General features: G+C 46.6%; 21 protein-coding genes. 9 read left to right on the top strand and 12 right to left on the bottom strand.

The annotated features are described in order from the left end of the window. Window positions 1-3: 3 nt before the first annotated feature. Window positions 4-726 carry a hypothetical protein gene (locus ACQG1K_RS23835; RefSeq protein WP_015063003.1) on the bottom strand — a complete coding sequence of 241 codons (723 nt, stop codon included), beginning with the start codon at window positions 724-726 and terminating at the stop codon, window positions 4-6. Beyond that, entirely contained in the window at window positions 723-1,208 is a 486-nt protein-coding gene (gene mobI, locus ACQG1K_RS23830; RefSeq protein ID WP_015063002.1) for a conjugative transfer protein MobI(A/C), read from the bottom strand. The genes ACQG1K_RS23835 and mobI overlap by 4 nt, the downstream gene beginning before the upstream one ends. A gap of 756 nt (window positions 1,209-1,964) precedes the next feature. Between mobI and ACQG1K_RS23825 the strand changes: the two genes are divergently transcribed. The 5 genes from ACQG1K_RS23825 (at window position 1,965) to ACQG1K_RS23805 (ending at window position 10,345) form a co-directional block, all read left to right on the top strand. Further along, a complete protein-coding gene (locus ACQG1K_RS23825) occupies window positions 1,965-2,762 on the top strand; it encodes a hypothetical protein (RefSeq protein ID WP_015063001.1) in 798 nt (265 codons plus the stop codon). 5 nt (window positions 2,763-2,767) lie between these two features. Beyond that, the gene (locus tag ACQG1K_RS23820) at window positions 2,768-3,280 is read left to right on the top strand and encodes a hypothetical protein (RefSeq protein ID WP_015063000.1); all 513 of its coding nucleotides are present in this window, start codon (window positions 2,768-2,770) and stop codon (window positions 3,278-3,280) included. Between the two features lie 615 nt (window positions 3,281-3,895). Then, window positions 3,896-4,942, top strand: a complete 1,047-nt coding sequence (locus ACQG1K_RS23815; RefSeq protein ID WP_015062999.1) for a thioredoxin family protein — start codon at window positions 3,896-3,898, stop codon at window positions 4,940-4,942. Beyond that, window positions 4,932-6,347: an IncHI-type conjugal transfer protein TrhH gene (trhH, locus tag ACQG1K_RS23810; RefSeq protein WP_015062998.1), complete on the top strand. Its 1,416-nt coding sequence runs from the start codon at window positions 4,932-4,934 to the stop codon at window positions 6,345-6,347. Before ACQG1K_RS23815 ends, trhH begins: the two co-directional genes overlap by 11 nt. A gap of 8 nt (window positions 6,348-6,355) precedes the next feature. Further along, the gene (locus tag ACQG1K_RS23805) at window positions 6,356-10,345 is read left to right on the top strand and encodes a conjugal transfer protein TraG N-terminal domain-containing protein (RefSeq protein ID WP_015062997.1); all 3,990 of its coding nucleotides are present in this window, start codon (window positions 6,356-6,358) and stop codon (window positions 10,343-10,345) included. Between the two features lie 371 nt (window positions 10,346-10,716). Here the strand turns inward: ACQG1K_RS23805 and ACQG1K_RS23800 are convergent, their stop codons facing one another. Continuing rightward, window positions 10,717-11,283 (bottom strand): HAD domain-containing protein, encoded by a 567-nt coding sequence (locus ACQG1K_RS23800; protein WP_015062996.1) that lies wholly within the window; start codon window positions 11,281-11,283, stop codon window positions 10,717-10,719. Between the two features lie 99 nt (window positions 11,284-11,382). Beyond that, window positions 11,383-11,898: a lytic transglycosylase domain-containing protein gene (locus ACQG1K_RS23795; RefSeq protein ID WP_032610469.1), complete on the bottom strand. Its 516-nt coding sequence runs from the start codon at window positions 11,896-11,898 to the stop codon at window positions 11,383-11,385. 147 nt (window positions 11,899-12,045) lie between these two features. Between ACQG1K_RS23795 and ACQG1K_RS23790 the strand changes: the two genes are divergently transcribed. The 3 genes from ACQG1K_RS23790 to ACQG1K_RS23780 are packed head-to-tail and all read left to right on the top strand — an operon-like array spanning window position 12,046 to window position 13,670. After that, window positions 12,046-12,795 (top strand): thioredoxin fold domain-containing protein, encoded by a 750-nt coding sequence (locus ACQG1K_RS23790; protein ID WP_032610468.1) that lies wholly within the window; start codon window positions 12,046-12,048, stop codon window positions 12,793-12,795. Window positions 12,796-12,820: 25 nt separating this feature from the next. Then, complete coding sequence (locus ACQG1K_RS23785) at window positions 12,821-13,213, top strand: hypothetical protein (protein ID WP_032610466.1); 393 nt, start codon at window positions 12,821-12,823, stop codon at window positions 13,211-13,213. A gap of 34 nt (window positions 13,214-13,247) precedes the next feature. Then, window positions 13,248-13,670 carry a hypothetical protein gene (locus ACQG1K_RS23780; RefSeq protein WP_015062992.1) on the top strand — a complete coding sequence of 141 codons (423 nt, stop codon included), beginning with the start codon at window positions 13,248-13,250 and terminating at the stop codon, window positions 13,668-13,670. A gap of 58 nt (window positions 13,671-13,728) precedes the next feature. Here the strand turns inward: ACQG1K_RS23780 and ACQG1K_RS23775 are convergent, their stop codons facing one another. Beyond that, window positions 13,729-14,340 (bottom strand): hypothetical protein, encoded by a 612-nt coding sequence (locus ACQG1K_RS23775; protein ID WP_015062991.1) that lies wholly within the window; start codon window positions 14,338-14,340, stop codon window positions 13,729-13,731. A gap of 105 nt (window positions 14,341-14,445) precedes the next feature. Here ACQG1K_RS23775 and ACQG1K_RS23770 point away from each other — a divergent pair, with 105 nt between their 5' ends. Continuing rightward, window positions 14,446-15,255 carry a DsbA family protein gene (locus ACQG1K_RS23770; RefSeq protein ID WP_015062990.1) on the top strand — a complete coding sequence of 270 codons (810 nt, stop codon included), beginning with the start codon at window positions 14,446-14,448 and terminating at the stop codon, window positions 15,253-15,255. 51 nt (window positions 15,256-15,306) lie between these two features. Here the strand turns inward: ACQG1K_RS23770 and ACQG1K_RS23765 are convergent, their stop codons facing one another. The 7 genes from ACQG1K_RS23765 to ACQG1K_RS23735 all read right to left on the bottom strand — a co-directional run bounded on the left by ACQG1K_RS23765 (window position 15,307) and on the right by ACQG1K_RS23735 (window position 21,790). Then, a complete protein-coding gene (locus ACQG1K_RS23765) occupies window positions 15,307-15,360 on the bottom strand; it encodes a DUF4113 domain-containing protein (RefSeq protein WP_223203177.1) in 54 nt (17 codons plus the stop codon). Between the two features lie 198 nt (window positions 15,361-15,558). After that, window positions 15,559-17,058 (bottom strand): helix-hairpin-helix domain-containing protein, encoded by a 1,500-nt coding sequence (locus tag ACQG1K_RS23760; protein WP_032610464.1) that lies wholly within the window; start codon window positions 17,056-17,058, stop codon window positions 15,559-15,561. A 25-nt stretch (window positions 17,059-17,083) separates the two neighbouring features. Beyond that, window positions 17,084-18,721 carry a PP2C family serine/threonine-protein phosphatase gene (locus tag ACQG1K_RS23755; RefSeq protein WP_015062988.1) on the bottom strand — a complete coding sequence of 546 codons (1,638 nt, stop codon included), beginning with the start codon at window positions 18,719-18,721 and terminating at the stop codon, window positions 17,084-17,086. Further along, window positions 18,721-19,761 (bottom strand): TerY-C metal binding domain-containing protein, encoded by a 1,041-nt coding sequence (locus ACQG1K_RS23750; protein WP_015062987.1) that lies wholly within the window; start codon window positions 19,759-19,761, stop codon window positions 18,721-18,723. The genes ACQG1K_RS23755 and ACQG1K_RS23750 overlap by 1 nt, the downstream gene beginning before the upstream one ends. An 88-nt stretch (window positions 19,762-19,849) precedes the next feature. Next, window positions 19,850-20,488, bottom strand: coding sequence for a vWA domain-containing protein (locus ACQG1K_RS23745; protein ID WP_015062986.1), 639 nt, complete (start codon window positions 20,486-20,488; stop codon window positions 19,850-19,852). Further along, complete coding sequence (locus ACQG1K_RS23740; RefSeq protein ID WP_032610462.1) at window positions 20,488-21,129, bottom strand: TerD family protein; 642 nt, start codon at window positions 21,127-21,129, stop codon at window positions 20,488-20,490. Before ACQG1K_RS23740 ends, ACQG1K_RS23745 begins: the two co-directional genes overlap by 1 nt. A gap of 22 nt (window positions 21,130-21,151) precedes the next feature. Then, window positions 21,152-21,790 (bottom strand): vWA domain-containing protein, encoded by a 639-nt coding sequence (locus ACQG1K_RS23735; protein WP_001388628.1) that lies wholly within the window; start codon window positions 21,788-21,790, stop codon window positions 21,152-21,154. Window positions 21,791-22,192: the final 402 nt, after the last annotated feature.

Below are 22,192 nucleotides of genomic sequence, written 5' to 3'. Positions count from 1 at the left end.
TCCTTATTGGCGTTTACCAGATAGTTCCGCAGCAATATATGCCTGCACGCTTTTGTACTGTTTTACCTTTTCGATAAACTCATCAGGACTGTAAGAACCTTTTACACGGCGCGACACGTTAAGTGTTTTTTTGACCCGTTCGATATACATGTTGAGACTTCGGATAATATTGTGCGCCATTACGTTGTAATCGCTAACCGGCAGCTGACCCAGAGAGTTGAATTTATACATCTGGGTCAGAAGGTTGTTCATTTCAAAGATGTGCTTATAAAATCGCATCGTGTTCTGGTTGTTGAAGTTTAACTGGACAGATTCAAATCTGAACGGAGAAAACTCAGTTGATGAGAAGAATGGATCACTTTCATCAACCTTAATAGTGGCGATGTGGGCCTCCAGATTCTGCTTCATCAAATTGTTTTCGTCGTGCAATTCATTAAACCAGTCCTGAATTGCCTGCACCAATTCAGGGTGTTTTACCGCATTAACCGTCCTGAATAATGATGAAATAGCAATGCTAACATCATTAAAGCCTCTTATTACGGAACGATTCCGTGCCGTAAGAAATCGGTTAAAGTCTGGCGTGCCTGGAGTAATAGTTACTGTTGCCATGCCGTAATGTTCATTTTTACTTTGCGTGGCTCTTCGGCTATCTTCAGGAGTCTGAGAGGAGCGGGCATTTACATCAGGTGTCTTCTGCTTGCTTTCATTAATTGTTACGTCGGTCATTGTGCCACCTCTGATTTTGAGTATTTACGGATTTTGCGTCCCAGTTCGATATACGCAGTATGATAGAACTCAAGTAATTCTCTGTAGGGTTCTAGTACTCCCTCCGTTTTTTCGATCATTTCATATTCCCAGAAGGCATGATTAACAAAGCAGCTTTTCGAATATTTTCCGCTTTTCATCGCAGAAATCCGTTTCGACATATGACTGGGAGACCTGGTTTTAAACGGGCTGAACTTATGCCAGGTGATTGTAACTTTTTTGGCATTACCGATTAATTCAATTTTCGGCGCATACGAACCCAGATACTCACGCTTTAGCGTATTGTTAGGCCGGGGTAAATTAATCTCCAGATGATTCCGTTCTTTCCACTCGATCCAGTAATTTGTGCAAAGGTCTTCAGCTGCCTCCCGCAGAACCTCGATTTGTGAACGCATCAAACTGCGTGATAATTCTAGTGACTTTATTAGTTTCGAATTAGACATGTGACCTCCTGATGTGAAATCACTATACCGAAGTGGTTTTTATTTTTTTTTCACAAACAGGACTTTTTTCCGTGATTTTTATCGAGAATTTTGAGGTGGGGCTTCGGAGGCGTGAGGAATACAGATAGTGCGCAGCTCCAGATGAACACGGGAACGGCTGAGATGGGCGCATTTAAGCGCGGCAGAAAAGTAACTTTTTCTGCCATGGGTATTTTGAGACCGTGATCTGAAAAGTGCTGTTTTACTTACTAAGTTATACATATATCTAGTGCCACTTTTTAAACAAAAGTGACCCTATGTTTTTTGCGCATAGTGCCACTTTTAAAAAAAGTGACCCTATGTCTTGGCTACATAGGGTCACTTTTCACAAAGAAGTGACCCTATGTCGAGGCTTCATAGGACCACTTTTCGGCAAGAAGTGACCCTATGTAGTAGTCATGTTAATCAATCGGAAAAATATTCATCCTGAATCGCTTTTTTCGCTAATGTTATTGCCGCTTAATGCCGATAACGATTCGGGCTTTGCTATTTTTTTAAGCGATTAAAATTTCGTTAGCAAGCGCAGGGTTTTTTGATAAAATTCTGGTTAGTTTGGTCAAAAAGTGTTACAAGTAAGGCCAATGGATGAATGGTTAGTTTTAAGACTCAAATAGGCAGTATTAAAATTCCAAAAGTTACTTTTCATCATTCAAAAACCAAACTTTAATTTCATGTAGAAGATTAGTACAATTGTATTGACGCAAGGACAATCCGCACATGTCAGAATCAGATAACATAACGCGTAACCTACTCGGTAAACTATTACGTACCGAGATTTCGATTATTCGTAGTTACCGTGCATTCCTAATGTTATTGCCTATTCACGGATCTTCTATGTATCAAACAGGGTCTCCACTCCTGCAACGCCGTCTATTTGGAACCGGGTTTGGGGCAATGGCTGATAATGCATTCGAAGTTGAAACACGTCCCGGAAGTTTCCTCGTTCCACGTTCTTTAGGTAAAGAGATCTCGTGGGATAAATTTTTTATGGCCGTTGTTGATGGTGACACTAACGTTATCCGTGAATATGACAGTGACGATACTGACTTCGGCATTTACAATGCAGGGGAAAAAGTTACTTTGTTGAATGGGCAGGAAGATTGTTATAATCCGAGCAAAATTCAGCAGTTACGCTCCAAGTGTGTAGACATACAAAATGATTATTTTATGCAGATCTTCTTTATGTCAATGCTTGCACCTGAGTTTGTCAGTATATTTTTTGGATTAAAGCCTGCTACCGTAGATGCAATAAAAGATGTTGGTGTGTCATCACTCAAAGCAATTAACGATGTCGTTCTATTCCCACGAATAATTGCCTTTACACCGGGGTTGGGGGATGATAGTGCAACATTAAAATCTAAGGTGTTTGCCTGGGCATACGAATTATCTGCCGACATTCGTTTGGGTAAAGTTAGTGACGACTTAATGGAACTATTGCGTTACGACACTATGTTTACATGCCACCGTCAGGATGTGTTCAACTCTTTGGCAAATAAAGTGCTCTTGAAGGATTAATAAAAATGGCTAAAGTCGATCAAACTAAAGCTAACATGTTGTTGAGCGCTACAAAAACGATGTCACTTGGTGCGAATAAAAACTCAATAAGAATTCTTTATGGAAGCCATGTTGCAGAAAATATTGATTTCAGATCGGAACCTCAACAAAACGTTAAAAAAGGTATTCGAGGGTGGAGTCGTCGTTCGGATAACCGCAGAGCATTTTCTGCGGTTATTGATGTCGCGGTAAATTACTTCGGTTTTGATCCTATTCATCCGGAATCCAGCTTCCGCAATATTGACTTCAACCGAATCATGAGCGTGCTGCATAACCTTGGGTATTTCGTCTGCGCCCCTGAGGTCAATAAAATCATTGAGATCCTCACGTCAATGAAAGAAATAGAGGAACTCGAAACTTGTGCGAAATGCAAGCGGCCTTACATTGTCCCGTATACCAATGATACTCATTGCCCTCGGTGCAGATTGTCGTCAACGGTCTCTGCAATAGCGAGATATTCTCAGGAGGAGTTAGATTAGCTATTACTTTATGTGAGTGGTTTTAAGCTGAGACCAAAAATCTAAAGACTGCGTCGTCTTTATCTATTAAATCTTTGGCTTGCATACCGTTACACATGGTTCCTCATGTTGCTGTTTATTTTCAGACGGCTTCCGTTCTGACGTATCTAAAACATACTGTGTTAAATATTACTACCATCCGTATTTTTTTGTCTGCTCTATCCTTCCAACGTTCATTTTCTGTAAGTATAACTAACATGAATTGCCATTCTTTGATTCATTACGGTCTTTGAAAAGTCCAGATTTTATGATGCGCCTGCCAATTTCGTTTCTTATAGGTATTCAATTAAGTATAAATTCCCTTATGCGTTAACCAGCAAAGTACGGGGATCGTTCATAATCTGGATAGTGTTGTCTGAATGACAACGCGAATTTGCATTACTGTACCGTCATATAATTAATCCATTTCTCTCTTACAGACCATGTCTTTACCGGGACACTGTGTTGAACTGTCGTTTTTGGGGCTTTGTCGGCGTCACATTTCTGGTTTTTTAACGCATGAAATCTACTCCGTTATCGAACTCCCGGTGATTTTTTTTATGCCATCATACCTCTATTCCATGAGGAGATCGGTGAATGACTCGATTAACGTTACTGCCTTCAAAGATGTTAGTGCTGATGTCTTTGTTTATAACTGGCGTCCATGCAAATGAAGACCAGACCCTTATCAAAGACACCCCATTTGTGTCAGGACAAGCCTTTAAGAAAGGTTTTTTCTGGTATGACGACCCAGCCCGGAAAACTGAGGAAGAAATTAATGAGACTACGCCTCCTGTTGCATCTTCGTCCCAGCCAGTACAAGAAGAAAAGATTGATCTTAATTCAAAGTGGCTAAAGGACAATATGCCCCGGCTTTTGACTCAGGCAATGGATAATCCGACCCCTGAAAACTTATCGAGGTTTTATACAGCGCAACGTTTAATGTTGGATATCGGTACGCGATTTTCGGATAAGTCGAAAGATTATTTTCTTAAAAATCCAATGATGTCTGAAAAACGAAGACAGCCGGTTGAGAAGGTTGCCTTGGATGCACATCGTACGGTTGTGGAAAAAAACCAGCAGACGGTAATGAAAGATATTTTCACAAGATCCGGGCTCTTTTTCTTTTTCCAGAGTACCTGTGAGTTCTGCCACGAAGAAAGTCAAATCCTCCAGTTTATGCAGAATTACTATTCGGTCGACATTCTCCCTGTCAGCATGGATGGCAGACCATTACAAAATGGGTTGTTCCAGGATTTCTCTGTCCCTAATGCGCAGATTATTGATCAATTCAAAATCCGCGAAGTGCCAACTATTTTCCTTGTGTCGAAAGACGGGTCATCAGCGCAACGAATTAGCGAAGGTATGATCACTGCTGAGGAGCTCAAGAATACTATTATTCTGGCTGCAAAGGGCATGAACCTGATTGATGATGCCTCATTCCAATCCACGTTAGATATTAAGCGCCAATATACCATTGGTGAGGATGGCGTAATTACAGTGAATAAATCAGAAATGGAATCTGACCCGTTCTTATTGCAACGAATAATGGACCAGAAGTTGGAAGGGTACGATATGCCTACAGCGGACCCTGTGAACTACTTGAATGTTGGTGGCAGTTTAGGAGGCCCATATGCGCGCTAACCTCCATGTTTGTGCAAAAAAGTTACTTTTGTCGTTAGCCGTTTGCACGGCGATGATTGCACCAAATGCCGGTGCCGATAACGCCATGCGTAATATTTTTAATGGAATGATGACGACAACCAGCCCGGCCAGTTTTGAAACGGCCACCCGTACCGGTGTGGTTGGCGGCTCTTTTTCCTACCGCACAACAAACGTGAATACCAATTTAGTTTCAATGTCTTTCCCCAAAGCTTCCGTCGGCTGTAACGGCATCGATGTTTTCCTCGGTTCATTCAGTATGATTAACGGAGATCAGTTGGTGCAGGTTGCTCGCGGTATCGCGCAGGGGGCCGCGATTTATGCATTTAATGTCGCGGTATCGGCAATCTGTGCTGACTGTGCTGCGACTATTAATGATATCCAGAACAAATTGCAGGCGTTGAACAAATTTGCCAAAGATTCCTGCAACGCTACTTACTCGTTTCTTTCTGAAAATGTTGGACCACCCAGCCAGTATGCGAATGCGGTCAGTTCCGGCCCAGCTTCAATGCTTGGTACTCTTAATGGATTGTTGCCTGATTTCGGTTCATCAATGACCAAGTCGCCAGAAACTGTGACCTCCCAGGTAAAAGCAAAAGACCCTGAAGAGTTTGCTGAAAAATTCAGTGGAAACCTTTTCTATATGTCATTTATGGACATCGATAAAGGTTCTATGAATATCGGTGGCGTGACTGAATTATCTGGCTACAAACTCGCAGAGCAGCTGATGTCGCTTGTCGGCACTGTGATTATCAACTGGGATGCTAAAGGTGAAAAAGCGGGGATGGAAGTTCGTCCATCGACGATGACGGTATCGGATTTCATCATGGGTCCTCCGGCTGGTGGCTCCATAAAAATGCTCAAATGTTCGCCTGTACCCGATCCTGCTTCAGCGAGAAAGTCGCAATGCCTGGTTATGTCTGAAGTGATGGATGGTGGTTTCAAAGGACTGAAGGATACGATTTCAGACCTCCTAATTCAGGTTCAAACAAAGGCAATCAGCGATGTCAGGATCTCTGATGATGAATTACGCATTATTTCTTATATCGGCATCCCAACAATTCTTGATTCTCTTCAGACTTTTGATGTCCCTGAAGGCTATGCCTATATCCAGGATATCAGTGCAATAGCGGCCACCAGCCTTGTCATTAACATGCTTCGGCAAGTTGAAGCAAAGATCAGCGCTATGAATATCCCCAGTGAATCACTTTCCGGACGGCGGCAGGACCTGACTCGGTTATCTGAAAACCTTAGCAATCAGGTAAAAGCAGCTTACGAGCTCACCCGTAGCCAGGTAGGTAACAGCTCTGATGTCATTTCAGCATGGGATGATCGCCGATTAAAGAGGAAGGCGTTCATGGAAAGTCTTCGTGGCACAGGTAACTGAGGTCTGATATGGATTACAACATCTATACAGTAGGTGATATCGAGTTCGTGTGGTCCGCCCTTAACGGGATTGCCCTGATTTTCTCACAATATACCGGTGTAAAAGCATTTCTCACCACGGCAGCGGTGCTGGCTGGAGCCAGCCTGTTTTATAAAACATGGCTTTGGCTGTTGAACCCGACAAAAGCAGAGGTGCCGATATTTTCATGGATTCTTGGGCTGATTCTTTTTTCGATGGCAATAGTACGCGTGGATGTGACTATTGAATCGGTTAAGTCTGGTGAAGTGAGAAATGTCGATGGTATTCCTGTTTTTATCGCGGCGATGGGAACTGTAACCACTAACCTTAGCCAGGGCCTACTCAAAGACTATAAAACGGCGTTTGATCCGCTGGCGCCGATCGACTTTGCCGCAACCACGCTTGATGATGACATTACTCTTGGCCCGATGATTCGCTTCGTTAAATTCTTACAATGGGGCGGGGACAGCCAGGGGTATTGTTCAGCGTTCCCCGAACCAGTTAGCGGATTAGGTGCGATGAACGTGTGTGCGACAGTGCAATCACTGGCCTATAACTGCCTCAAGGGAACACAAAACTCAAGCGCGAAAATCGCTGGGAAAGAAACCATTTTTAACGATATTTTCTCTTCAAATGTCGCGGAAAGCATGGAACGCATTAATCAGGCGATGAAAGGTTCGCTGAAGAACGCATCTGCTAACATCGTGGGTGTGAATAGTTCAAAGTCAGCGACTTGTGAAGAGGTCTGGTCGACCGTTAAACAGGTAACGAGCACCCCGGAGGCTCGACAGACGATTGCTTTGATTGGGCAAACAAACGGTATTCTTACCCCAGAAGAGGCGGGCGGTGCCGCATCCGGATCGAGCTTCACGGATGTAATGGCGTCGGCGAACGGCATGTATGGCAAGGCGATTGGCGCTTATGACGCGACGCTTTCTTTGTTCATCATGAATGAGCTACGTAATGGTGCCAGTAAATACAAAACCCCACTTGGTCTGGCCTCGGATATGCAACTGTTTGAGGCATCATTAAAACGTACGAATACCATGGCATCTCAGGGGCAGCTCTGGCTGCAATTATCTGGTGCGGCAATTGCGTTTCTTGAAATGTTTGCGTACATGGTTGCTCCGTTTGCATTGCTCATGCTGCTTGCACTCGGCGGAAACGGTGTTGCCGCAGCGGCAAAATATCTTCAGTTGATTCTCTTCGTTAATATGTGGCCGATTACTGCGGTGATGGTCAATGCCTACGTGAAGAAGGTGGCAACAGCGGATCTTGATACATGGAGCACACTGAATAGTCAGAGTAACGCGGTGACTTGGATGGGCTTACCAGGGCTTGCCGAAACATATAGTTCTTACTTATCAGTTGCATCAGCGCTCTATGCTCTTATCCCAGTCCTGACGCTGTTCCTGATGACGCAATCCATTCATCCAATGATGAATGCGATGAAAGGAGTTACGCCACCCGCACCTGTGGACTCCAGCCACCTCACGCCGAAAGTGTGGGATGCGCCAAATAGCGGAAAATCATCATTTGGGGATGTTAATCGTACAGCACTGACAAGCACCGGGCAGGGGTTCAGCGGTGGCGGGGCCATGGACTCCAGTAACTTCCGACTCGGTACGTGGAATGCAGGTTCAAGTATCGCGTCAAGCCAGGGACAAGGGGCGGCAATGACCTCATCAGTCATGAGTGCAGCAAGTAATTCATTCCAGCAGGCCTACAATCAGATGAGTGAAGTTGGTCGTTCGGGGCAATCGGGCCAGCAATTTTCCTCGAATCTGCAAAACTTGAAATCATATACAGACCAGGCCGGTGCAAACGTCGCTAATAGCGTAGGGGCGAAGCACGGAATTAATTCGCAGCAATTAGCTGGTGTGGTGTCAAACCTTCTCCTCAATGGAAGTTTGGGACTTGGTGGCGAGGAAAAACTTGGAAAAGGGGGGGCTGGGGGCATAGGTCAGAAAGTGATGGATTCACTAGGTCTGAAAGCATCGGGTACCGTTGGTTCAGGGATCTCAAAATCGAATTCAGGCAGTGATAGCCTCTTAACTGATTTGAATAAAGCTATTACGACTCAATTGTCAGAAAACTCAGGACTTTCTGAACAAATGAGTAAAGCGGCTTCTCAGGTAAACAGTGATCAGTTTGCACAGACCAATGCATTCAAAGAAGCTGCATCAAAAATGAACCAGGCAACACAGACAATGGCCGAAAATCTGTCGACGTCACTTTCAACGAACGCCAGCGCTAATACCGGCATGACACTCGACTCAAGACAGTCTGTCAACCTAGACAGATTCTCCGATTCTATTCGTAATAAAAACTTCAGCGATGATGATGTGCGTAATTTTGCACGGAAAAATGGTCTTGATGAGAATGCGTTTATGGATAAATTCAATTCTTACAATGACACATTTAAGGCCAGCACTCAGTTGGGATCACAACTCCAGCGAACTGATGCGCTGGTGGCAACGACACGCGACTTTAGTGAGCAAAAAATTGCGATTGATACTGCCAGGGGTGAAACGGCTGAGAGCAATAAGCAGGATCTGCGTGAGACCTCCAGCCTGCTTAAAGGGCTGGTTGCTGACTTCGGCGGTAACGCTCAACAGATGCTGCCAATTACCAATCAACTTGACCGAATCACTGGTGATGCATCGGGTATTAATACCATTGCACAGGCGCAGGAGCGCACACCAGACCATGTAGATACCTCCGGCGTAATGAGTGCCGATCGTGTTGCTGACGTAGGGCAAGGTCTGGATGCTCAGGCGAAAGCTGGATTGGCACAGAACCAGCAGAATGCTAATCAACATATTGGCGGACAAACCGAATCAGGTGTTACGCCGTACAATGTGGGCTCGGTCAGTAAAGAAGATATTCAGGGCATTCATAAAGGTAATGTAGCTAACTCCTATAGCGAAGAAAACCAAAGTGTTCTCTCGTCGTTGGATAAGAATACCCCTGTAGTGACTAATGAGACCGTGGGAAGAATTCAGGGGGCTGGGCAGGACGTTAAGAACGCCAACCAAACTTTCGACCAGCTTCAAACTGGTATAGGCGGCAAGCATGCTACTTCAGGCATGGGTAATACCAGCGAAAAACTGAATTCTATGTACGGAGATAGCCAGATACGCGGGATATCAAACAACCTCCCGAATTATTTTGACAGGGTTGCAAATGACCCAACCAAAAAGCCGGATGACAAACGGGCGGAGCTGGCCGCACAAGCCGTGTTTACCTATGGGGCCAGTACAATGGCAACCGGCGCTGAGAAAGAACAACTGAAAGCGGATACTCAAAGCCTCCTCACCGAGCTGGGTCACTACAACGTTAGCTGGGGGATGAATGATCTCCAGAGTATCCATGAAGGTTTCAACATGCACAACAAGGCTTCAGGCTCTCTTGATTCAGCAATAAGGGCGAATCTTGGTGAAGGCGGCTCTGGCGGCGGGATCGTTGGCCAACGAACCCAAACCACGATTGATACCCTTGCTGGTAATAAAATTGAGTCCAATACAGAACGTAGTGTGATTGGCAGTACGCTTTTATCGGGCCAGGAGAGTGTTGCCAGAGGGCTTGACGTTATCGGAGCAAAACCCGTAAACGACATGCTCTCAGGTATTGGGGTCCTGACTACGCCCGCATCTTTGGCAAACGATGCAACGAATCCGGTAAATATGCCGAGTTCGTTATTGGGCAAGGTTGGCAACCACCTGCAAATGTCAGATGGTCTGAGCGCGGTGACCAGCCGTTATAAGGATATGGGAAGTGATGGGATCAAGACGTATGAGAGTGCATCACAAAACTCAGAGCGTGCGATTCGTCAGCAACTGACCGATGATCCACGCTTCGGGTCGGATAAAGCAGATGCGTTCGTTAACTTTATGAAGTCAGACCTTAACAATACAAACGAACCGTATCAGTCGAGAATAGAGAGAGCTGAAAACTGGCTGAATGATAATAAGAAGTAGGAGTGAATACTGACTGATAAAAGCCGTGCTCTTTTTGGGCACGGCTTTTTTATGCCTGCATCCGGGGAAAATAACTATTCACGGCAGTGCTATTCAAGGTAAACCACGAATCTGAGAAAAGTACACCGGCTAACTGAGCATTGGATAAGGTTTGTTCAGTTTTAAAACAATGGTCAAACAGGATACTATCTTAATCACGATTCAAATTCTCTTTCCAAATCCAGTTCACTCGCCACCCTAAGAAACGTGAATGCTTACTGGCCTAAATTAAAGTTGAGGAAAAAGTTACTTTTCTGATCGACTGATGCAGTGTTTTTGGTAGATGGCGAATCATGGTTTTTTTTGACGGAGTGTGTGGAAAAGTTACTTTTTTAATAAAAACGGGCCATCAGTAGGTTATATCTGGCTATCAGATCCGTTATGTCCTTTTCTTTAACCCCCGTGTAATAATCCGTACGGATCAGGTGCGGATATTCTGGCGGAAACAGGGTCGTATCGTCATCAAGGCAGATAAAGGCTTTTACCTGGTGCCTGGCCACGAATTCTTCACATTCAGCTGCACGTACCCCTATTCCCCCCGAGGGTAGACACAGGGATGGGGTTGCGCCAATTACCCGGTCTCTGTACGGCGAGCGGAAAAGTGACTTTAGGTAGGTAATACTCCCGCATTCTCTCCATGAACTTGATATAACGATGAACATTGAAGGACTTGCATCAAGTAACTTCTCAATCAAATACATCCGTTCGAAAGATTCATTCTGACATTTGTGGATTACACCATCAAAATCCAGGAAAAGAACAATATGGATTAATGGCAGAGGTCCCCATAAGCCAGCTGTTGATTCATCCTGAGGCAAGATCCCGTCCAAGTCTTTATTTCTAAGCTTCTGTGGAGAACAGCGTATCTTGCACAGGAATTCGTATATTGATTGGAGCATACCTAACCTCTTTCACGGGACAGTTTCACTCGCTCAGTGATGAATTGTTCACAGCCACGTAAAACAACTAAACAATAAATTGGAGAGTAGGGGGGTAATTTACTCCGGAACATTTTTTACAATATGTCCGTTGTACTGGGTCTTTGGTTGCGTCCACTGATATAACTCGTCCATGCCATTCCGGCCCTGAATCCGGCGATTGTATTTGACCATGAAGTTAAAGATATACCTCGCCCGGACCTTAGGGGTTTTGCTGTTGTAATCGGCAATCCCTTCAAATACATTACCATTTCGGTCTACAATTTTCCGGTAAAGCCACCAGGTACCTACCCAGAAACTGGCACAGGCGTCATAGGCCAATACCCGCCAGGTAACAGACGGAAAGTGGCCACGTATTTCCGGCAGATTGGACGAATTGATCTGCATAGGTCCAATATCATAAGTGCCATTTTTATTCCGGCTGAACGTTCCCACTTTTCCGCCTTCATTATCAAAAAGCGTAAAGACCAATTCTGCATCAATCCCGAAAAAGCGGGAGGCATCGGTAATGCACTGTGTGTAGACTTCAACAGGAACGGGAATAGGTTTCACATCATCTGCTGGTGGTATAAACACGAGATAATCTCCACTGGAATTACATACTGGATATTCTCCCACATCGCGGGCTAAAAATTTTTACTATAGGGAGGGAATTTTGTCCCTTAAGCGAATTTGGAGGATTTTTTCGCATGATAGTATTAATGCTCCATTAAAGGAGCTGAAATGAATAAGACTATCAAGGCATCATTCTTATTACTGGCATCTTGTACGGCCTTTAGCATGAATGCCCAGACAGTGAAAACTGACGTGCTTCCTGATGCAGCACTGAAGAAATTAAAAGAAGTTGGGCTGTCCATCGAGCATATTGAACCATCCCCAGTAAAAGATATTTATACCGTGATTTCAAGAGAAGGCGTGAGTTACGTCAGCAAAGATGGTGATTACATTTTTACCGGGAGCTTGTTTCATGTTAACGGCAAAGATGTGGAGAATACAACGGAACAGGCGATACTGAAAGGCGTCAGGGAGTTTGCTGCTAAAACAAAATCCATAGAATATAAGTCGGCGAATGAAAAATATCGCCTGGCGGTGTTTACTGATATAACCTGCGGGTATTGCCAGAAACTACATCATGATCTTCAATCCTATCTCGATGCCGGGATCTCAATAAAATTCCTCACTTTTCCGCGTGCAGGCCTGAACTCCGTGGTCGCGGGGAATATGGCAAAAATCTGGTGTGCGGCCAAACCTAATGATGCGCTGGATGCTGCAATGAGCTCGATATCAATCATTCCGGAAGGACGGCCTGACGCGGCCTGCCTCGATATTATCAAATCGCATTTCCAGGTTGCTTCAACTATTCCGCTTCAGGGTACGCCAACCATGGTAACGCTGTCGGGTAAACCTCAGTTGTTCACCGGCTGGTTGAGCCCGGAAAATCTGGTGACCCGCATGGGCACCGCACAAAAGTGACTTTTCACGACTGCAAGAGGTGATTATGAAATCTGTAATACTGACAACGTTAATGCTCGTGGCGGTTGGCACTCAACCCGTCTTTGCGGCCCAATGCCAGTTCGGGTCCTGCAACGCAGACATTGAGGCCAGCAGTGAACTGCTGGTCTCTGCGGCTCAGACGGATAAAGACGCGGTTTTAAAAAAACTTAATGACGCATCATCCCCCAGCGACGCCATGTCTAAGCGGGTTGAATCGTATCTGAATAATGACAGGCTAAAGGTGAACACCGACAGTACCCGGAAAGGTCCGGGCAATGGAATCGTGAAGCCGACGGATGAGCTAGCGCCGGTAAGGCAGCTGAAAGCCATTCGCCCCGAGCTTGTACAAAACCCCATCACCCAGCCATTGGTTGCCTTTTATGAACGTATGGCCTGAGAGCGCCGTATATCCGCGATTTGGGGGTTAGAAAATGTCGCTCTGGCTCAGCATTGTCACCCGGGCAACGGGATTACCGGATAAGCGGTATTTAAATGATCCGGTGATCTTCCGTTATTACCAACAAAAGATCCAAAAGGCTCCTTTTGCCCTGGTCGGATGGACTCTCTGTTTCCTGGCAACCATCGGTGTGTCGCTGGGACTGGAGCTCTCCAACCAAATATTACTTCTCGTTCTGCTGATTCTGTTTTTACTAATGGTGGTTCTCCAGAGTCGGTACCAGTTCATGCATCCGGAGAGATGCATCAGTGCTCGATTTTACCAGGAGGTGCTGGACGATGCGTCAGTGTCAGATATTCAGAAAGCGCAGTTTGAGTATTTGTTCGTGTCCAAAGTGGATGCAATGACGATCGGTGATCTTTACCGGCTCTATGATTTCAACAGAGGAGGCCGGTAAAGGTGCGGCATGCAGGTGAGAAAAGTCACTTTGCGGTTGGGCGTTGCGGTGCTGGTCATTAGTTCCAGGGAACCGATGCGACATAGTTTCCGGAGCGTAGCGGGGCATCCAGTTTCCCGGCCAGAGCGTCGATCATTGCGGAATACGCAATGCTGTCCGATGGGATTGGCGCATTGCTCTGCATACTGACTTTAAGAACCTGTTGTGCCCCTTTCCCCGCAGGGTAGACTTCCACATCAAGGCGGCGCCAGAAATGCCTCTGTGATATCGTCTCTGACCCCACGATCCCGCTGACGGGTTTATAGTCATAGTCCGTCTGAGTCTGCCCGTGTTTATCTTTTTTCGTTGTCTTCTTCTCGACGACATATCCGGTTATGCCCGTCACCAGCTGTTCACTGTATTGCATATTTTCCTGGGTCTTACTGTAACTGAATCTGAGAATATAGTCGGGCAGATGGTTGGAAATATTAAACCCTATCCCCGTTAATCCACTCGCAAACCGGGCTGCAAACATGCGCGATTGTATACTGTCATCAGGCGCTACAATTTCAAATTTCTTGTTGCCTACCGGGCGTGACATTAAATCGTAAGCATCAACATCATTCCCGAAATGATAGCTGCACCCACATAAGAACGTTGTGGCGGTCAGTAAGAATAAATGCCGTAACATTCTAATTCCTCCAAAAAGGGTTCTTTAACGAATAATTCCGATGTGCTGTGACAGTATAATCGAACACAGGTTGATAACTAACAAGTTGAATTCGTAAAGGTGGCTATGACTAAATTAAATTATTTAAAACCCGTAGCGTCTGTTTTAATTTCTGTGTTGATTGCGACGGCTGGCTCTGTGTATATCACGTCGAAATATTTTAAAACTGAGCTCCCCAGTAACGATGAAGTAGGAAAGGTAGCGGCTACCTATCTGGTAAAAAATCCTCAGTATCTGCTTGAAGCGGGTAAGGCTCTTGAAAACCAAAATACCAACGCCTCCCTTGAGCGGATCATCCCTTACGCACCGGCTCTCTTCGAGACCAAAGAGACTCCCAACATTGGACCGGATAATGCGGCCGTCGCCGTCATCGAGTTTTTCGACTACCAGTGCCATTTCTGTATGAAGGTAGCGCCGGTCGTTGAATCCGTGTTGAGCCAGAGCAGCGATGTTAAATTCTTCTTTAAAGAATTTCCAATCTTCGCTGGTTCGAAACCCGTTTCTGCGATGGGGGCGGCGACAGGCCTGCATGTGTACCAGGCATTTGGCGCTGAAGCGTATCGTAAGTACCACAACAACCTGATGACCAGCGCGTATGTATTCTTCAACAACCAGCGAGGGTTTACGCTCAGTGATTTAGACATGGTGGTGAATAAATCCGGGTTCAACAGCTCATTCAGCGATCGAGAAAAAAGTCGCTATGAGAATGTCATTTCCGGAAATATGCAACTGGGGGAAGCTCTCGGGATCAGCGGAACGCCAGGGTTCATTATCATGAACATGCAAAAACCCGATGCTGCAACGACATCATTCATCCCGGGGGCTGTCGACGAAGCTACCCTGAAATACGCAATCCAGAAGGCCCGTGGTGGTTAAAGTAGCTTTTCATGCCAGAACTGACCATGCCGGGTAACACTGGCATGGATGTCAGGCTTTTACGACAAGTAGCTCATTCCAGCGAGTGGTATACCGTGGCGACATTGACAGTATGGTCTGCTACCCCCTGAAATCCTGCTGAATCCCTTCCCCAAGCAGGAACAGAGAGCTACGCAGCTCTTTGTTAAACCGATCCATCGCCTTCATAAGCGCTTCACAGCCTCGTTTGGCGGGCCGCTCATCGAATTAGTCGCGATGAGTGGCTCAATGCCGTAACAGCTAAAATCTGGTAAGAGATATTTGTTAGTTTTCTACTAATTGAACGACTACCAGCCTGCCACCTTCCTCTTTTGACAAAACAAATTGAGCGTTATTCTTCAGTTCTATTTTTTCCCCAACCATAATCTGCCGCTTATCCGGTAATGACATTAGTCCTGATATGCCTTCATTTACCAACCACCATTGATCGTTATGGTAAACAAAATAACCAACCCGTTTCCTTTGTGCATCCGTTGTACGTTCATTTGGCGCGATAAGACGATTCACATGCCACGCATAGATAGACTGCCCGCTCCAGACCATCAACCGGTGATCGTCAGGACGATAGCTGCCTTCTTTACGAGAAGAATAAAAATTAAGCACTGGCAACTTACCTTTATACGGCGTACCGCAGTAAGGACAGACCGGCTTTGTCTTACCCGAGAAAACGTACCACTTCTGTTCACATTTCGTGTTTTGGCAGGGCTGTATCAGGTCAACGGTCTTAACCAAGGCACTTTCCCACTCATCGGCGGTAGGGCGTTTTGTGGCATCATGTAAGCCATCGATGAAGGCTCGATCAAACAATGACGTCAGGTAGGGACCCATGATGGTGTAAGGAATTTTACCCGGGTCAGCCCAGGGAAGTGAAAAGGAGGATAACTGACTGATTTTGACTGCATTACTTTTGTCTGTCGGATGTTCAATGAAGAGCGCTTTCTCACCCATTGATAAGGTTTCATCACGCACTTCATCCGACATGTCATGTATTTTTCCGCCACGTAGCGGATGACGGAAAAACAGGTACATGTAGATAAGCACCGACAGTGCATGGCGGTCAGTAGTAATGCTTGGCAGTACGCGGTTCGGATCTTCTTTGGAAAGATGGCTGGTTTTCACCACCTCCGGAGCGATAAAATCCGGAGTGCCCACCACATCGGGAGGATACTTTCCAGGAACGACTAGGCCGTCTACGTCAATGATGCAGGCATGGCCCATTTCTGGATCAATCAGCACGTTTTTATAGCTGAGATCGCTGTGACAGAGGCCAGCTGCATGCATCCTTCTGACGGCTCTTGTCAGCAGCAGACAGACTTTGAGATAGGTAAGCGTATTGCCTCGTTCACGCGGATCGAGGAATTTATTCTGGTTGCTGGCGCTGGCAAACCATTTGCCTTCTTTCTCCCGGCCTTTAATATCCAGAAAATCATCGTTTTTGGAACCATATTTAAAGAAAAAATGGTTCTGGTAGGTTGGAACCACGATACCGATTTTATTCCCATGCTCAACAACGTGGGTCGGCCAACAAAACAGATCCTTCCAGTATTCGCCACCGGATTGTCCAAAAATGTTTTGCCTGTAGCGGCCGGTGATCATATCAATACGATCCCGGGCCTGCTCATTCTGCGGTTTTTGATAAAAAGCGACGACGTAAGATTTATCAGGCGAAAAGTAAACATCCTTCATCGAGCCTGAACCAATCACCTCGTCAACATACTGGACTGTTTCGCCGTTCTTTGTTTTACACGTAACGATATTTGCCATATTGATCACCGAAAAAGCGTATCCCTTACCACAACACCGCAATAGTGCGGTCATCATGGTTCCCAGTGGAGAAAAAGTTTAACCAGTCGCCTAACCCCTCAGACGCAATACTGGCGTCTGCGAGGATAGGGGAGATCTCATTAATGAGACGGGTCCATTTTTCGTCACTGCGAAGCCCGTTATCAGTCTCAAACAGAGGGTCTGATACGCCGTCGGTCATAAGGATCAAGTGAGATACGTCATTCCATTTGCCCACGCTGATGCGACCAGTAAATGATGGGTCTGCGATAATGCTCTGGTCAAGGAAGCGGGTTTGTCCTGCGTATTCTCCGCTATCGGGATTTCCAAGTATCCTGACTTTACCTGAAGGACTGTATGCACCTATCGCACCATCGCCAAGCCAGAAAGCAGCTGCAAACAGCTCGTTTTCAGTTCGCAGTGCTACAGTTGCAAGAAGGGTTGTTGAATAGGATTTCACAGGTTGTTCTGCACAAATGGCTTCGTTCTGGATGCTGTTGACCGCGAGCGTAGCTGCCTGTTTAAAATGATGAAGCATGGCGTTTATGGTTGCCTGCTGATCGCTCCCTTCCCAAGTCGTGATATGCTCTTTTAAACGGACGCCTTTCACTCCACTGAGCTGATTGAAAAGGTAATCGCCAGCCGTCATGACTGCAATTCGCGATCCCTCTCTGGAATTTACTGCACTACCGGCCCCGTCTGCGACCAGCATGACAGACCATCCTGTTTCCTGGCAGTGGTTGATATAGAAGTCATCATCTCTGAAGCTCCCGGCATGCTCATGAGAGCGGCCCCGGCGACTGGCGGCAGCAATACATATGTTATCTCTGACCAGGCCAGCAGAGTCCAGATGGGCCTTAGGGTAGGGAGCGTCTGCTGGTGGTTCTATTACCTTCCACAGGCTTCTCGGATCCGGGTTTACTACAAAAAGTAACTTTGTTTCGCATTCGTCGTGCGAAGTGTATGACCACAGTACTGAAAGCTCAATATCGCCAATTTCAGTGGGTATGCCAGTGAGCAACCCTTGTTCTTTTTTATACGACAAGCCAATGTCCCGGGGAAAGACAACGTCTCTTATCGTCGCCCGTCCACCCTCATCCAGTATGATGGCAACCGGCGAAGAGAAACGTTCGCCTGCGCGGGCGTTGGGTATGGTTATTCTCGCTGTCGGGGGCATTACACATTGCACTGCTGACCCGGTCCGATGCTGGCTTTCCGGTACCTGCCCAGGTTTTAGTATCGGAGACGGCTGGTTTTCAGTTTCATTTTTTCCTGGTTTCTGAAGTTCGTAAAAAGGCATCAATTTCCACAATGTAGGGCTGGTTTCGTTGACTGTGGCTGTTTGCGTCTCTTTTTTGTCAATAGCGTGGTTTCCCTGCATATCCTCATCAGTCCCGACCGGCTGTTGCTTTTCGGCAAGGCCTGGAGCAGGCGGGAGGGCAGTCACTGATTCGTTCTCACCTTCGTTAACCAGTGCAGAGGTACCTTTTGCAAGGTTCTCAATCCGCTTTATAAGCTGCATAACCTCGGCAGACAGGGCAGGATCCTGGGATGGAAGGGAAAGCCGCTCACCTTCTGCGGTGTGGCTGAGCTCAGACAGAACTAAGCGGATAATCTTTTCTTCAAGTGACGTATTTTGCGACATCAACCTCTCCCTCTGTTTACGTCGAAGTTAGTGTTTCCGCCATCATTGCTGAATGAAAGACCTTTTTCACACCATGGGCAGATCACGTCATCGGGGCCATCAATGCAGAGCAACTTCCCGCATGAGCACATGGCAAACGCACTGGCATTACCACAGTGGGGGCAACCCGGTACACCATGCAGTTCGCTTGTGTTTACCTGCAAATCGGTAGCGGTGGCATCTGACCACGCAAAATAGTCCTCATCAATGGGATAGCATCCGGCAATATTAAAGTTGTTCAGGTTCAGGTTGAAATCGAGCCCGGAAACCCTTGCTGGTGGCCGTTCATATTTCATCAGGTACGGTCGACGAGTCTTGCTGCAACGCCCGGTGAGCGTAACGCAGTTTTCGTCGTACGCTTTTACATACTCGTCTTTGGACAGGCGAACTATGTATTCAGTCTGGCTGAGCTCCGGTTGTTTTTCGTCCCCGACACTGCGGCTGTGAGCAGTAACCGAGGCCGTGATCCATTTGATGAAGCGGGTAAAGTCGCCTTCCTGTGACTCTGTGAATAGCATGACATTTTCTGTCAGCTGCCGCAGGATATTCAGGTCCGCTGACGGTCCCAGGCCAACGGCAATGAGATTCACCTTACTCGCGTAGTTATTTTTCCAGCGTTTCACTTCTAAGGTTGTGTCGTCAGTCGGACGTCCGTCGGTAAGGAGATACACTACGGGTTTCCAGTCGCCTTTAGTCTCATGAGTGGTTTTTCTTACCTGAGTATCAATTTGCACGGTCAACTCACGCAATGCAGCCCCAAGGCTCGTGCCGCCGCCAACGGGAAGGCGGGGAGGGTAGAACGAGGCAATTTCGTGCAGAGGTACAATCGTGCGGGCTATTCCGGCAAATGCGATTACCGAGACCCAGGCCGTTTCCAGTGCGTGTGGATCTTTTCTTAAATCTCCGACGATCATTTGCAGACCATCAGTCATTTTTTTCAGGTTTTCACCGATCATGGACTCTGAACAGTCCAGAACAAAAAAAACGGGAAGGCGTCTCATAATATCCCTCGTACGGCTGGTAACAGTCAGCAGAAAACGGTTCTGTAAAGGAAGGCGTTTGCCGGGTAAAGCAGCACCTTCCTGTCTGTCAGAGCACCAGCTGTATTTCTGGTGGAGGAGGTGGGAGGGTATCTGTTCCGGCATTGATCCCCGCGCTTGTGCTACCGGAAGAAACGCTGGCCGAAACCCATTTAAAGAAACCTGCAAAAGCGGTTGAGTCGAGAGTCTCCAGAGACACAACCTTATCAGTGAGCTGTTTTAAATGCTCGTGGCCTGCTTTAGGACCTACCGCACAGGCAATGATGGAGCCAAATCCCCGGCCACGAATAGCTTTTACCGCTTCACCGTACGCCATGGCATCAGAAGGCGTACCATCAGTCATCAGGAATACCAGGGGACGCCAGTCTCCTTTTGTATCACCATCTGAGCGACGCACATCCCGGTCTACACACTGCATCAGACATTCAAGGGCAGCGCCGGTGAACGTCCCGCCAGCGCTTGGCACAACGATGTCAGAAAACTGGAAGTCTTCCAGCGGCGTGAGAGGAATAAACTCACGCGCCTCATTGTCATAGGTGATAATGGAGACATGGACACTTTCGAGGGCGTATGGATCCTGGCGGAGTGCGTTTAGCATCGCCTGAATTCCAACGTTAACGGAATGGATGGACTCACCGCGCATTGAACCGGAGGTGTCGATAACAAGGTAAACAGGCAGGCGACGCATCAGATGTAATTCCTCAGGTGTGAGACAAACGAATCTGATTCTGAAGGCTCACCAATTGCCTTGAGTTTCCAGCCTGTAGGTTCGCGTATCAGCTCGGCAAAGACCATGGAGCGCTGGCTGGCAAAGGCGGGTCCGCCAGAAAGATCGAATCGTGCCATTTCAATATTACGGGCATCTACTGCCCGGATGAAGGCATTCTGAACTTTACCAAAGTGCTGCTGGAGCTTTTCACCATTGTAGATCTGAACGATGAACACAATTTTCTCGTACTGAGCGTCAAGGGAATTCAGGCGCACAATAATTTGCTCATCGTCACCGTCACCGGCTCCGGTTCGGTTATCGCCTGTCAGCCAGATATTGCCTGACTTATGGCGAAGGCTGTTGAAAAAGATGATATCGCCATTCACAAGCGTTGGTTTACCATTTTCCACATTGCCGAGATCGGTCACCTTTCCGGCTGAATTACACAGGAAAGCGATCACATCAAGGTCGTATTCTTCTTCTTTTTTACCAAAGATCCCGCCGAGGAAACCTTTCTTTTCCTCATTAATATCCCAACCCAGGCCGATAGTAACGGACGAGAGATCGTATTCATTTTTTTTCAGGCTTACGCCCTGGCCTTTGCTCAGACTGACAGACATGACATCCCCTTAATTAATAAAATTATAAGACCACATTTACTTCTGGCGGCGGCGGTGGCAGGTCTTCAAGACCGATCACTTCTTTTTTGCTGGACTCCACTTTCTGACTGCCTACCGAAATGCTCGCACTGACCCATTTAAAGAAAGCTTTAATCGTCGAACTGTCAGCTGTATCGAGCTGAACCACGATTTCAGTGATTTCTTTGAGGACGCTGGTATCGGCATCATGCCCGGCTGCACATGCCACAACAACGCCGGTTCTGGCGGCTTTAAAGTCATTCAGGCCTTTACGCCAGTCATCATTCGGACTTCCATCCGTCATCAGGAATACTAGGGGACGCCAGTCACCTTTAGTGTCAGCCGTCGTTTTCTGTACTTCTTTGGCAATGGAGCTGGCCGTCAGGGTAAGCGCTTCGCCAAGAGACGTGGTGCCGCTGGCTGTTAGTGCTGGCATCTGGAAACTCAGGAGGTCTGTCAGGGGGACTGCCTGTCGGGCTGAAGAATCAAAGGTGATCACTGACACGTAAGCCGTTTCGAGTGCATACGGATCCTGTTTCAGCGTGGTAAGCAGCGTCTGAACGCCATTCTTAACCGCTTCGATAGGCTCTCCGTGCATAGAGCCGGACGTGTCGAGTAGCAGATATACGGGTAAGCGTCTCAAATGTAATTCCTTCTTAAGAGATCGGAAGAGGAGAGTAGTTTCAGGAAGAGGCCAGAGTTTGTAGATTTGATAAAACGGCACGACATCTGTCGGGTGGAGATTAAATACTCAGAAGCGGCATTAAAGAAATAAGTTAACCACCATTGAATTACCGACATGTGAATGGCCTCTTATCAGAGAAAAAAATTCAGACCGTACTGGAATATAAGATTTCTGAAAAAAACTCCGGCAAAAATAAACTTTCTTATGTATGAAAATCATCATACATCACAGATCTGCATGAATGGAGTGTAAATCGCCCAAAGATTGATGTGTAGCACAAGAGGATGTCAAGACACCAGGTTTTGTAGGCAGAAAGGCGCTGCTGACATTGCGGGAGGAGAATAGATCAAAACTCCGTCA

The organism is Enterobacter cloacae complex sp. 402C9, from assembly GCF_050030745.1.
Classification (GTDB): Bacteria; Pseudomonadota; Gammaproteobacteria; order Enterobacterales; family Enterobacteriaceae; genus Enterobacter; species Enterobacter intestinihominis.
The sequence above is the reverse complement of the archived record's forward strand: the minus strand, read 5'-3'. Positions and strand labels throughout refer to the sequence as shown.

Excerpts from the sequence above, each read along its gene's own strand:
- ACQG1K_RS23835 (WP_015063003.1), bottom strand. The coding sequence starts at position 726 with ATGACCGACGTAACAATTAATGAAAGCAAGCAGAAGACACCTGATGTA.
- mobI (WP_015063002.1), bottom strand. The coding sequence starts at position 1,208 with ATGTCTAATTCGAAACTAATAAAGTCACTAGAATTATCACGCAGTTTG.
- ACQG1K_RS23825 (WP_015063001.1), top strand. The coding sequence starts at position 1,965 with ATGTCAGAATCAGATAACATAACGCGTAACCTACTCGGTAAACTATTA.
- ACQG1K_RS23820 (WP_015063000.1), top strand. The coding sequence starts at position 2,768 with ATGGCTAAAGTCGATCAAACTAAAGCTAACATGTTGTTGAGCGCTACA.
- ACQG1K_RS23815 (WP_015062999.1), top strand. The coding sequence starts at position 3,896 with ATGACTCGATTAACGTTACTGCCTTCAAAGATGTTAGTGCTGATGTCT.
- trhH (WP_015062998.1), top strand. The coding sequence starts at position 4,932 with ATGCGCGCTAACCTCCATGTTTGTGCAAAAAAGTTACTTTTGTCGTTA.
- ACQG1K_RS23805 (WP_015062997.1), top strand. The coding sequence starts at position 6,356 with ATGGATTACAACATCTATACAGTAGGTGATATCGAGTTCGTGTGGTCC.
- ACQG1K_RS23800 (WP_015062996.1), bottom strand. The coding sequence starts at position 11,283 with ATGCTCCAATCAATATACGAATTCCTGTGCAAGATACGCTGTTCTCCA.
- ACQG1K_RS23790 (WP_032610468.1), top strand. The coding sequence starts at position 12,046 with ATGAATAAGACTATCAAGGCATCATTCTTATTACTGGCATCTTGTACG.
- ACQG1K_RS23785 (WP_032610466.1), top strand. The coding sequence starts at position 12,821 with ATGAAATCTGTAATACTGACAACGTTAATGCTCGTGGCGGTTGGCACT.
- ACQG1K_RS23780 (WP_015062992.1), top strand. The coding sequence starts at position 13,248 with ATGTCGCTCTGGCTCAGCATTGTCACCCGGGCAACGGGATTACCGGAT.
- ACQG1K_RS23775 (WP_015062991.1), bottom strand. The coding sequence starts at position 14,340 with ATGTTACGGCATTTATTCTTACTGACCGCCACAACGTTCTTATGTGGG.
- ACQG1K_RS23770 (WP_015062990.1), top strand. The coding sequence starts at position 14,446 with ATGACTAAATTAAATTATTTAAAACCCGTAGCGTCTGTTTTAATTTCT.
- ACQG1K_RS23760 (WP_032610464.1), bottom strand. The coding sequence starts at position 17,058 with ATGGCAAATATCGTTACGTGTAAAACAAAGAACGGCGAAACAGTCCAG.
- ACQG1K_RS23755 (WP_015062988.1), bottom strand. The coding sequence starts at position 18,721 with ATGTCGCAAAATACGTCACTTGAAGAAAAGATTATCCGCTTAGTTCTG.
- ACQG1K_RS23750 (WP_015062987.1), bottom strand. The coding sequence starts at position 19,761 with ATGAGACGCCTTCCCGTTTTTTTTGTTCTGGACTGTTCAGAGTCCATG.
- ACQG1K_RS23745 (WP_015062986.1), bottom strand. The coding sequence starts at position 20,488 with ATGCGTCGCCTGCCTGTTTACCTTGTTATCGACACCTCCGGTTCAATG.
- ACQG1K_RS23740 (WP_032610462.1), bottom strand. The coding sequence starts at position 21,129 with ATGTCTGTCAGTCTGAGCAAAGGCCAGGGCGTAAGCCTGAAAAAAAAT.